The sequence below is a fragment of the Hydrogenophaga sp. genome (assembly GCF_028698005.1).
GTDB lineage: Bacteria > Pseudomonadota > Gammaproteobacteria > Burkholderiales > Burkholderiaceae_C > Hydrogenophaga.
Genome location: NZ_JAQVEJ010000114.1, coordinates 1 through 9,820, shown reverse-complemented (window position 1 = coordinate 9,820; position 9,820 = coordinate 1). Strand labels below are relative to the sequence as shown.

Genomic DNA, 9,820 nt, shown 5'->3' with positions numbered 1-9,820 from the left:
TACGACGGCGACGACCAGAGCGACCAGCGCCTGGCGCAAGAGGCTCGCCGCATCGGCTTTCCGCTGCTCATCAAGGCCAGTGCGGGCGGTGGCGGCAAGGGCATGCGGCGTGTCGACAGCGCGGCGGATTTCACCGCCCAGCTCACCCTGGCCCGGGCCGAAGCGCAGTCGGCCTTCGGCGATGCCCGCATGCTGCTGGAGCGCTACGTGCTGCGGCCGCGCCACCTGGAAGTGCAGCTGCTGGGCGACCGCCACGGCCATCTGGTCCACCTGTTCGAGCGCGAATGCTCGATCCAGCGGCACTACCAAAAGGTCATCGAGGAAGCGCCGGCGGCCCACCTGTCCGCGGCCGTGCGCGAACGCCTGTACGAGGCGGCGCTGGCGCTGGGACACGCGATCGGCTACGACTCGGCAGGCACGGTCGAATTCGTGCTCGACGCCGACCGGGGCGACGAGCCCTATTTTCTGGAGATGAACACCCGGCTGCAGGTCGAACATCCGGTGACCGAGCTGACCACCGGCATCGATCTGGTCGAGCAGCAGATCCTGAGCGCCTGCGGCCGGCCCCTGCCCTGGCGTCAGGAAGACATCACCCGGCAGGGCTGGGCCATCGAAGTACGCGTCAACGCGGAGTCGCCCGCGCACGGCTTTCGCGCCTCGTTCGGACCGCTCCGGGCCTGTGAGGAGCCGGACGTGCCCGGCGTGCGCGTGGACAGCGGCATCGACGCGCTCAGCGAGGTCACGCCGCACTACGACGCCATGCTCGGCAAGCTGATCGCTCACGGTGCCACGCGTGCGGTCGCACGCGAGCGCCTGCGCCGGGCCATCGCGCACTGGCACATCGAGGGCATCACCACCAACCTGCCGATGCTGGACGAGGTGCTCTCGCTGCCCGCCTTCGATGAACCGCTGAGCACCCGCTTTCTCGACGACGCCTTTCCCGGCGGCTGGCGGACGCCACCCCACGCCCGGCCCGAACACAGCGCCGTCGTGGCCGCCGCCGCGTGGTACTTCGCGCAAACCCATCCACCTGGCGACACCCCGATGGCGCAACTGCCCGGCTGGCGCCTGACCGCCCCCGCAGGGTGGCCCGCGCAACTGTCACTGCGCGTCGCCGACGAAGAATCGGGTCACGCAGGTACGGTCGTCCTGCAGCTCGATGCGCCCGGCCTCGTGCGCGACCGGGCGGCCGAAGCCGCGTTGCCCGTGGCGCTGATCGGGGGCCCTTCAGGCGGCCCGCTGCGCCTGTGCCACGACGGCCGGCACTGGCAGGCCACCGTGTCGGGCCAGGCGGTTTCGCTGTGGTCGGACGGCCACTGGCAACGCTGGGGCGTCCAGCCCTCGGTGGGCCTGGCCCGGACCGGCGCCCAGGCCTCGGCCACCGCGGACGCCGTCGTTGCCGACATGCCGGGCCTGCTCACCCAACTGCTCGTCAGCCCCGGGAAGACCGTGAGCGCCGGCGAGCCCGTGGCGGTGCTCGAAGCGATGAAGCTCTTTCACACCCTGTGCGCCCCGCGCGAGGGCACGGTGGCCCGCATCGGCGCCCAGGTCGGTGACACGGTGCCGCGCGGCACCCCCATCGTGTTGCTCGACCCCCTGCAGACCCAGGAGACATGACATGGCAGGCCTGTACCTTGAAGACCTGGAACCCGGACGCGAATTCGAACACCCCTGGTCACGCACCGTGACCGAGATGGACAACGTGCTGTTTTCCTCGCTGACCCTGAACGTGCAGCCGCTGCACCTGGACGAGCACTTCGCCGCCGGCACGGAATGGGGCCAGCGTCTGGTCAACAGCCTCTACACCCTCGGCCTGATGATCGGCATGAGCGTGAACGACACCACACTGGGCACCACCATCGGCAACCTCGGCATGAGCGACGTGCGCTTTCCCAAGCCAGTGTTCCACGGCGACACGTTGCGGGTGCGCACACGGGTCGTCAGCCGCCGCGAAAGCCGCTCCCGCCCCGACGCGGGCATCGTCGAGTTCGAGCACCAGGCCATCAACCAGCGCAATGAGGTGGTGGCCCAGTGCACCCGCCAGGCCTTCATGCGCAAGCGCCCCGCCGCCGCCTGCGAGGCCGCCACATGAGCCCCAGGGCGCACCACCAGGCCGGCCGCTGCTGGCTGTTCGTCCCGGCCGACAGCGCGTCCAAGCTCGCCCACGCCGGCCAGAGCAGCGCGTACCGCCTGATCCTCGACCTGGAGGATGGCGTCGGCCCGCTGCCCGAGCACAAGCAGGCCGCGCGCGCGGGCATGCGTGCCTGGCTCGGCGCTCATCCGGCGCAGGCCGCGCGCGTCTTTGTCCGCATCAACGCGCTCGACAGCGCTGGCGTGGCCGATGATGTCCGCGCCGCCGTGGCCGCCGGCGCGGCCGGTGTCGTGCTGCCCAAGTGCGAGGGGCCGGCCGACGTACGGCGCCTCGGCGCGCTGCTGGACGATGCGGAAACCGCCGCCGGCGCTCCGTCCGGCCGCACCGGCATCGTGGCCATCGTGACCGAGACGGCGCGCGGCGTGCAATGCCTGCCCGATTTCCGCGCGCCGCTGCCGCGCCTGCAGGGCCTGATGTGGGGCGCCGAAGACCTCTGCGCCGACCTGCAGGGCGCCACCAACCGCGACCCCGCCACCGGCCGTCTGCTCGCCCCCTACCGCCACGCGCGCGACGCCTGCCTCATCGCCGCCCGTGCCTGCGGCGCGCAACCCATCGATGCCGTCTACACGGCCTTCCGCGACGAGGACGGCCTGCGCCGCGAGTGCATCGAACACCGCGCACTGGGTTTCGGTCACAAGGCCGCCATCCATCCGGCGCAGGTGGCGGTGATCGACGCTGCCTTCGAGCCCGATGCGCAGGAGCGCGCCTGGGCCAAGCACGTGCTCAAGGCTTTTGAAGGGATGGCCGGCGGTGTGGCGCAACTGGACGGGCGCATGCTCGACATGCCCCATCTGCGCCGGGCCCGCCAGATCCTGGGCCTGAACGGGCCCTAGTGCCGCGCCTTACACGCTGAAGCTGGAGCCGCAGCCGCAGGTGGTGGTGGCGTTGGGGTTGCGGATCACGAACTGGGCGCCTTCGAGGTCTTCCTTGTAGTCGATCTCGGCACCCATCAGGTACTGGAAGCTCATGGCATCGATGAGCAGCGTCACGCCGTTCTTGCTCATCTGGGTGTCGTCTTCGTTCGCCACCTCGTCAAAGGTGAACCCGTACTGAAAACCCGAGCACCCGCCACCCTGCACAAAAACGCGCAGCTTGAGGTCGGGATTGCCCTCCTCGGCCACCAGCTCGGCCACCTTGGTCGCCGCACTGTCGGTGAAAATCAGGGGCGCAGGCATCTCGGACTGGACGGTTTCGGCAACGGCGTTCATGGGGGTATTCCTCTCGTGGAGTGAATGGCGATAACTGGACATGGCCTGCGCTGACAGGCTGCGACCATGGTTGACAAGGAATGGTATCGCAGCCCGTCGGTGTCTGCCGGTCAGCTGTTGTTTGCCGCCAGTTTCAGTGTGGGTTTGTCGTCGTCAACGGCTTCCCCGTCGGTCATGGGCTGCAGCTGGCCGGAAATCATGGCGCCCTGGTGCATTTCCAGCGCCTTGTAGGACACATCCCCTTCGATGCGCGCCTTGGGCTGAAGTTCCAGCAGGTCCGTGGCCGTCACCGGCCCTTTCACCCAGCCGTTGATGATCACGTGCCCGGCCTGGATGCTGCCCGTCACCTTGGCCAGCTCGCTGACCACCAGCAGACTGGTGCCGCCGTTGTCCACGCGGATATCGCCCTCCACCTCACCATCGATCCGCAATCCGTCCTCGAACAGGACATTGCCGGCCACGCGGGTGCCCTGCGCGATGAGGCTCTTGATGGGCGGCTGCTTCTTCTTGCTGAACATGACGGGAACACTCCTCCGAACGACGGCGGCCATGCCGTGACCGCTGATGATGATGGTGGTGGCTTCGGACGCGGCACAGACCTATAGACGGATGGTCTGTTCGGACCGCACGGTTCCGCCCTGGCGCAAGCGGGCGGTGACGGTTTGTACCACGACCCCGGGTGGCAAGTCCATGACGCCGTCCTGGCGCAGGTAGTTCTGGACCTGCACCGCGCGCGTATCGGGCGTGCGCGTCTGCCATGGTCGCCCAGCCAGGGTGCCGCTGGCGCTCAACTCGAGCGAGCCATTGAAGTCCGGGGCGTTTTTGCGCGCCTGGATCATCAGCACCTGCCACTGCAGCTGGGTGTCGGATACCTGCTGTGCCTGCAGACCCCGTATGTTCAGGCCGTCACCACCGGAGCCGGGGATCAGGCGCTCGAAGAAACCCAGGTCGCTGCGCAAGGCCTGGTTGTCGGTCTGCAACTGGCGGATCTGCCGTGCCAGTTCCTCCTGCGTGGCCCGCTCGGCGATCAGCAGGCTTTCGGCCGTGTTCGCCACCGATTCGGCCTGTGCCAGCGCCTCGCCCAGCACCCGCACCTGTTCCTGGAGCCGGCGCACCTCCTCGGTCCCATGTCGTTCGACGCCGGAAATGTCCCGGCCGATCTCGAACGCCCACAAGGCCACGGCGGCAGAAAAACCCAGCACCACGGCCGCCAGCAGCCACTGCAGGGGCCAGGGTGTGGCACGGCGGATTGCCAGCCGGGGGGAGTTGGCCGTCAGCCGTCGTCGCAGCAGACGCAGTCGCATACCGAATCAGTCTCCTTGAAATGCAAAAACCGCCCCAAGACAAGCCTGCGGGCGGTTTTTGCGGCAGAGGCGAACGCGATCAGCGCTTGCTGAACTGCTTGCGGCGGCGTGCGGAGCGCAGGCCGACCTTCTTGCGTTCGACTTCACGGGCGTCACGGGTGACGTAACCGGCAGCACTCAGGGCGGGCTTGAGGGCTGCATCGTAATCGATCAGCGCGCGGGTGATGCCGTGGCGCACGGCGCCGGCCTGGCCGGATTCACCACCACCGTGGACGTTGACCTGGATGTCGAAGGCCTCCAGGTTCTCGGTCAGCACCAGGGGCTGCTTGGCGATCATGATCGAGGTCTGGCGGCCGAAGAACTGTTCGATGTCCTTGCCGTTGACCGTGATCTTGCCGGTGCCTTTTTTCAGAAACACGCGGGCGACGCTGGATTTGCGACGGCCGGTGCCATTGTTCCATTCACCAATCATCGTCGGCTCCTCAGATGTCCAGCACTTGCGGCTGTTGGGCGGTGTGCGGGTGCTCGGCGCCGCCGTACACCTTGAGCTTCTTGATCATGGCGTAGCCCAGAGGACCCTTGGGCAGCATGCCCTTGACGGCCTTCTCGAGCGCGCGGCCGGGGTGCTTGGCCTGCATGTCGCGGAAGCTGGTGGCGTAGATACCGCCCGGGAAACCCGAGTGCCGGTAGTACATCTTGTCGGTGTTCTTGGTACCGGTCACACGCAGCTTGGCTGCGTTGATGATGACAATGTAGTCACCGGTATCGACGTGAGGCGTGTAGATGGCCTTGTGCTTGCCGCGCAGTCGGAGAGCCACTTCACTGGCAACTCGTCCGAGGACCTTGTCGGTCGCGTCAATCACAAACCACTCGTGCTTCACGTCAGCGGGTTTGGCGCTGAACGTCTTGGTCATGAGTTTTCTCTGCAAAGAGCTGGTTTGGCTGGCCCTTTTCCACGGTCGGACCTTCTCTGCCGGAAGACTCTTAGGTGGGATGACATGCTCCGCCGCGGGGCCAAAAAACGCTGCGAAGCTCTCCATTGTACGAAAAATCACGGGTACATCGCAAGTTTTGCCCATTCCGTGCTGCCGAACGGTACCATCCTCCCATCATGTTCAGCTACCGCCACGCCTTCCACGCCGGCAACCACGCGGATGTGCTCAAGCACACCGTGTTGATCGCCACCCTGCGCCACCTGATGCTCAAGGAGGCCGGCATCACCTTCGTGGACACGCATGCCGGCGCCGGTCTGTACCGCCTGGACAGCGATTTCTCCGACAAGGGCGGCGAGGCCGCCGACGGCATCGTGCGCCTGATGGCCGCGCTGCGGCCTGCCGAGGGCGCCGCGCCAGCCTCGCATCCGCTGATCGACGACTACCTCGACCTGGTGGCCGACTTCAACCCCGATGGCGCGTTGCGCGTCTACCCTGGCTCGCCCTTCGTCATCCAGCGGCTGATGCGCCCTGCCTCGCGCGACCGGCTGCGCCTGTTCGAGTTGCACCCGACCGACGGCAAGACCCTGTCGTCCAACGTGGCACAACTGGGTGCCGGCCGCGCGGTCACCGTCACCCGCCAGGACGGCTTCGAGGGTCTCAAGCCCCTGCTGCCCCCGCCGCCGGGTGCCGGCGGCTCGCGCCGGGCACTGGTGCTGATCGATCCGAGCTACGAGATCAAGAGCGACTACGCCCGCGTAGCCGCCGTCATCCAGGACAGCCTCAAGCGCTTTCCGACCGGCACTTACCTCATCTGGTACCCGATCATCGGCCGCGCCGAGGCACACGACCTGCCGCGCCGCCTGCGGACGCTGGCGCAGCAGGCCGGCCGGCCCTGGCTGCACGCGACGCTGAACATCGGCCACAAGGACCTGGCCCCCGGCGAACGCCAGGGCCTGACCGCCAGCGGCATGTTCGTGATCAACCCCCCGCACACGCTCAAGGCCGGCCTCACACAGGCCCTGCCGCTGCTGCGCGAAACGCTGGGACAGGGCCGGGGACAGGCGTTCTCGGTGGAATCCTCTGCCTGATTCACAGCACCCGGCACTGCGCCGTCTGCCTGCATGCTCCGCCACACACGCACCACCGCCAGACATCTCAAGCGCACGTTCATGGCCATCGCGGCCAGTGTCCTGTCCGCATGCGCCAGCCTCGGGCCGGTGCCCGGCGCGCACCTGGACGCTTCCGACTGGGGGCAGGCCACGCAACTGCCCGTGGCCGGCGATGGTGTCGGTCCGGGCTGGCATGAACGCCGTGTGGGCCAGCGCCAGCCCACGCTCTACCGGCCCACGCAGCACGCGGGGCGGCCGGCATTGCTGGCCGACAGCCACGGTGGCGACAGCCTGGTGCGGGTACGGCTGCAAGCCGGCGAACCACCGGCCGGCCGGCTGCATTTTTCCTGGTTCACCGATGGCCTGAATCACGATGCCGATCTGGCCGACACCGCGGTGGACGATGCCGTGGTGCGGGTGGTCCTGCAGTTTGACGGCGACCGCGGGCGTTTCGCGCCGCGCGACCACCGGATGTCGGAGCTGGTCCGGCTGATCACCGGCGAGCCCCTGCCCTACGCCACCCTGGTCTATGTGTGGGACCCGGTGCGCCCGGTGGGCACCGTGATCAAGCACCGTCGCACCGACCGCATCCGCAAGCTGGTGGTGCAGTCGGGCACCGAGGGGCTGGGCCGCTGGAACGATTTCGACCGCGACGTGGCGGCCGACTACCGCCACGCCTTCGACGAGGCACCGGCACGGCTGGAATTCATCGCCCTCATGACCGATGCCAACAACACCGGCCGGCACAGCAAGGCCTGGTACGGCCCGCTGCGCTGGACGCCAACGTCACGCTGAGCGCCCAGCAAGCACGGCAAGCCGTCGCCCCCATGGCAAAGCGGGCAACGGCGACGCCGCGCGGGGGAAGTTCAGTGTGCTCAGAACTTCCAGCCCAAGCCCACCCCCACCAGCAGGGGATCGACCTTGAACTTGCCGATGCGTTCACCGCCGGCCGACACCTTGGTCGAAATGGCCGCCTTCTTCACGTCGAAGTTCACGTACATGTCCTTGCTGATCGCCACATCCACGCCGGCCTGCAGCGCCAGCCCGGTGCTGTTCTTCTTGATGCCCACACCCTCGGGCAGTTTCACCGAGCTGAAGCGGGTGTAGTTCAGGCCCGCGCCCACGTAGGGCTTGATGCCACTGCCCGCGTCGAAGTGGTACTGCACCGTCAGCGTCGGCGGCAGGTGCTTGAGGCTGCCGATCTTGGCATCACCGGCCGACAGTGTGTGTTTTTGCGGCACCGTCAGGATGAGCTCGGCAGCCAGGTTCGGGCTCAGGAAGTAGGTGAAATCCACTTCGGGCAGCCATTTGTCGTTGACCGACAGATTCAGGCCGGTGCTGTCCTTGTTGGCGCTGTCCAGGTGCACGGCACGGGCACGCACCAGCAGGTCGCCGGCCTTGAAATCCTGGGCCATGGCGGTGCCGGCAGCCATCAGCGTCAGGGCGGTTGCGGCAACGATGTGCTTCTTCGTCAACATGTGCTTCTTTCTCCACGTCAAGGGAACATTCCCGTGCGCATTGAAAGGCACTGAAGTACACACCGTATTGCGTCAGATCAAAAAAAACGAAGCGTTTCGTTTTCGTCCAAAACCGGCTTGACACAGATCAAGCCGGTTGCCCCTACCCCCGTGACGGGCAACGGCGGCACCGTCCGGTGTCAGACGGCAGCCAGCGCCTGGTCGAGGTCGTCGATGAGGTCGTCGATGTGCTCGATGCCCACCGACAGGCGCACCATGCCCTCGGTCACGCCGGCCTTGGCCAGTTCCTCGGCGTTGAGCTGGCGGTGCGTGGTGGAGGCCGGGTGCGTGGCCAGCGAACGGGCGTCACCGATGTTGACCAGACGCGTGAACAGTTGCAGGGCATCCAGGAAGCGCGCGCCGGCGGCACGCGGGTCGCTCCCCTCGCCCTTGAGGCTGAAGGAGAGAATGCCGGAGGCCTTGCCGCCCGACTGGCGCTGAACCAGTGCATGATCCGGGTGGTCGGGCAGGCCGGCGTAGCGCACCCACTCGACCTTGGGGTGCTGCTGCAGGTGACGCGCGATGGCCAGCGTGTTGTCGCCGATGCGGTCCATGCGCAACGCCAGCGTTTCGATGCCCTGCAGGATCAGGAAGGCATTGAAGGGCGAGAGCGCCGCGCCGGTGTTGCGCAGCGGCACCACGCGGGCGCGGCCGATGAAGGCCGCCGGGCCCAGGGCCTCGGTGTAGACCACACCGTGGTAGCTCACGTCGGGTTCGTTCAGGCGCTTGAAACGCTCCTTGTGTTCGGCCCAGGGGAACTTGCCGCTGTCGACGATGGCACCGCCGATGCTGTTGCCGTGGCCGCCCAGGTACTTGGTCAACGCGTGCACCACGATGTCGGCGCCGTGCTCGATCGGGCGCAGCAGGTAAGGGCTGGGCACGGTGTTGTCCACGATCAGCGGCACGCCGTGATCGTGCGCGATCTTCGCGAGCGCGGCGATGTCGGTGACATTGCCCAGCGGGTTGCCGATGGACTCGCAGAACACGGCCTTGGTGCGTGCATCGATCAGGGGCGCAAAGCTGGCCGGATCGCGCGGGTCGGCAAAGCGCACCTCGATGCCCTGCTGCGGGAAGGTGTGGGCGAACAGGTTGTAGGTACCGCCGTACAGCGTGCTGGCCGAGACGATGTTGTCGCCCGCCTCGGCGATGGTCTGGATGGCATAGGTGATGGCCGCCATGCCCGAGGCCAGCGCCAGCGCCGCAATGCCGCCCTCCAGGGCCGCCAGGCGCTTTTCCAGCACGTCGTTGGTCGGGTTCATGATGCGGGTGTAGATGTTGCCCGGCACCTTCAGGTCGAACAGGTCGGCACCGTGCTGCGCGCTGTCGAAGGCATAGGCCACGGTCTGGTAGATGGGCACGGCCACCGACTTCGTGGTCGGATCGGGGGACTGGCCGCCGTGGACGGCAATGGTTTCCAGCTTCATGATGAAAATCTCCTCGTTTGGTGAAAAAAAGCGACGAGCCACCGGCCGGCTCATTCGCGAAACAGTTGCACCCGTGCCACGCCCAGATGCTCGATGCCCAGGGCCCGTGCCGCCGCCGCGCTCAGGTCGATCTCACGCCCCGGGTGCCGCGGGCCGCGGTCGTTGATGCGC

General features: G+C 67.4%; 13 protein-coding genes. 5 read left to right on the top strand and 8 right to left on the bottom strand.

Annotated features, from left to right (window positions below):
• From PHQ87_RS11415 to PHQ87_RS11405, 3 genes are all read left to right on the top strand, one after another.
• The coding region (locus PHQ87_RS11415; RefSeq protein WP_300234215.1) for a biotin/lipoyl-containing protein at positions 1 to 1,617 on the top strand (1,617 nt) is incomplete at its 5' end.
• Between the two features lies 1 nt (position 1,618).
• Positions 1,619 to 2,092 (top strand): MaoC family dehydratase, encoded by a 474-nt coding sequence (locus tag PHQ87_RS11410; RefSeq protein ID WP_300234212.1) that lies wholly within the window; start codon positions 1,619 to 1,621, stop codon positions 2,090 to 2,092.
• Positions 2,089 to 2,985, top strand: coding sequence for a CoA ester lyase (locus PHQ87_RS11405; RefSeq protein WP_300234210.1), 897 nt, complete (start codon positions 2,089 to 2,091; stop codon positions 2,983 to 2,985). The genes PHQ87_RS11410 and PHQ87_RS11405 overlap by 4 nt, the downstream gene beginning before the upstream one ends.
• Before the next feature lie 9 nt (positions 2,986 to 2,994).
• On the opposite strand, the gene erpA is transcribed toward PHQ87_RS11405, so the two are convergent.
• The 5 genes from erpA to rplM form a co-directional block, all read right to left on the bottom strand.
• The gene (gene erpA / locus PHQ87_RS11400; protein ID WP_300234207.1) at positions 2,995 to 3,360 is read right to left on the bottom strand and encodes an iron-sulfur cluster insertion protein ErpA; all 366 of its coding nucleotides are present in this window, start codon (positions 3,358 to 3,360) and stop codon (positions 2,995 to 2,997) included.
• A gap of 110 nt (positions 3,361 to 3,470) precedes the next feature.
• Entirely contained in the window at positions 3,471 to 3,878 is a 408-nt protein-coding gene (locus PHQ87_RS11395) for a polymer-forming cytoskeletal protein (protein ID WP_300234204.1), read from the bottom strand.
• 81 nt (positions 3,879 to 3,959) lie between these two features.
• The gene (locus PHQ87_RS11390; RefSeq protein ID WP_300234203.1) at positions 3,960 to 4,664 is read right to left on the bottom strand and encodes a DUF6776 family protein; all 705 of its coding nucleotides are present in this window, start codon (positions 4,662 to 4,664) and stop codon (positions 3,960 to 3,962) included.
• Positions 4,665 to 4,743: 79 nt separating this feature from the next.
• Positions 4,744 to 5,136 carry a 30S ribosomal protein S9 gene (rpsI, locus tag PHQ87_RS11385; protein ID WP_300234200.1) on the bottom strand — a complete coding sequence of 131 codons (393 nt, stop codon included), beginning with the start codon at positions 5,134 to 5,136 and terminating at the stop codon, positions 4,744 to 4,746.
• 10 nt (positions 5,137 to 5,146) lie between these two features.
• Complete coding sequence (gene rplM, locus PHQ87_RS11380) at positions 5,147 to 5,578, bottom strand: 50S ribosomal protein L13 (protein WP_234266364.1); 432 nt, start codon at positions 5,576 to 5,578, stop codon at positions 5,147 to 5,149.
• A gap of 197 nt (positions 5,579 to 5,775) precedes the next feature.
• On the opposite strand from rplM, the gene rlmJ reads away from it, so the two are divergent.
• A complete protein-coding gene (gene rlmJ, locus PHQ87_RS11375) occupies positions 5,776 to 6,687 on the top strand; it encodes a 23S rRNA (adenine(2030)-N(6))-methyltransferase RlmJ (RefSeq protein WP_300234194.1) in 912 nt (303 codons plus the stop codon).
• A 33-nt stretch (positions 6,688 to 6,720) separates the two neighbouring features.
• Entirely contained in the window at positions 6,721 to 7,503 is a 783-nt protein-coding gene (locus PHQ87_RS11370) for a DUF3047 domain-containing protein (protein ID WP_300234192.1), read from the top strand.
• 80 nt (positions 7,504 to 7,583) lie between these two features.
• On the opposite strand, the gene PHQ87_RS11365 is transcribed toward PHQ87_RS11370, so the two are convergent.
• The 3 genes from PHQ87_RS11365 to PHQ87_RS11355 all read right to left on the bottom strand — a co-directional run bounded on the left by PHQ87_RS11365 (position 7,584) and on the right by PHQ87_RS11355 (position 9,816).
• Complete coding sequence (locus tag PHQ87_RS11365; RefSeq protein ID WP_300234189.1) at positions 7,584 to 8,186, bottom strand: OmpW family outer membrane protein; 603 nt, start codon at positions 8,184 to 8,186, stop codon at positions 7,584 to 7,586.
• Positions 8,187 to 8,365: 179 nt separating this feature from the next.
• Complete coding sequence (locus PHQ87_RS11360) at positions 8,366 to 9,649, bottom strand: aminotransferase class I/II-fold pyridoxal phosphate-dependent enzyme (protein ID WP_300234186.1); 1,284 nt, start codon at positions 9,647 to 9,649, stop codon at positions 8,366 to 8,368.
• 50 nt (positions 9,650 to 9,699) lie between these two features.
• On the bottom strand, positions 9,700 to 9,816 hold the full coding sequence (locus tag PHQ87_RS11355; RefSeq protein WP_366524474.1) for an RlpA-like double-psi beta-barrel domain-containing protein: 117 nt from the start codon (positions 9,814 to 9,816) through the stop codon (positions 9,700 to 9,702).
• Between the last annotated feature and the right edge of the window lie 4 nt (positions 9,817 to 9,820).

Bases quoted from the DNA above. Each gene is read 5' to 3' on its own strand.
- PHQ87_RS11410 (WP_300234212.1), top strand. From the start codon at position 1,619: ATGGCAGGCCTGTACCTTGAAGACCTGGAACCCGGACGCGAATTCGAA.
- PHQ87_RS11405 (WP_300234210.1), top strand. From the start codon at position 2,089: ATGAGCCCCAGGGCGCACCACCAGGCCGGCCGCTGCTGGCTGTTCGTC.
- erpA (WP_300234207.1), bottom strand. From the start codon at position 3,360: ATGAACGCCGTTGCCGAAACCGTCCAGTCCGAGATGCCTGCGCCCCTG.
- PHQ87_RS11395 (WP_300234204.1), bottom strand. From the start codon at position 3,878: ATGTTCAGCAAGAAGAAGCAGCCGCCCATCAAGAGCCTCATCGCGCAG.
- PHQ87_RS11390 (WP_300234203.1), bottom strand. From the start codon at position 4,664: ATGCGACTGCGTCTGCTGCGACGACGGCTGACGGCCAACTCCCCCCGG.
- rpsI (WP_300234200.1), bottom strand. From the start codon at position 5,136: ATGATTGGTGAATGGAACAATGGCACCGGCCGTCGCAAATCCAGCGTC.
- rplM (WP_234266364.1), bottom strand. From the start codon at position 5,578: ATGACCAAGACGTTCAGCGCCAAACCCGCTGACGTGAAGCACGAGTGG.
- rlmJ (WP_300234194.1), top strand. From the start codon at position 5,776: ATGTTCAGCTACCGCCACGCCTTCCACGCCGGCAACCACGCGGATGTG.
- PHQ87_RS11370 (WP_300234192.1), top strand. From the start codon at position 6,721: ATGCTCCGCCACACACGCACCACCGCCAGACATCTCAAGCGCACGTTC.
- PHQ87_RS11365 (WP_300234189.1), bottom strand. From the start codon at position 8,186: ATGTTGACGAAGAAGCACATCGTTGCCGCAACCGCCCTGACGCTGATG.
- PHQ87_RS11360 (WP_300234186.1), bottom strand. From the start codon at position 9,649: ATGAAGCTGGAAACCATTGCCGTCCACGGCGGCCAGTCCCCCGATCCG.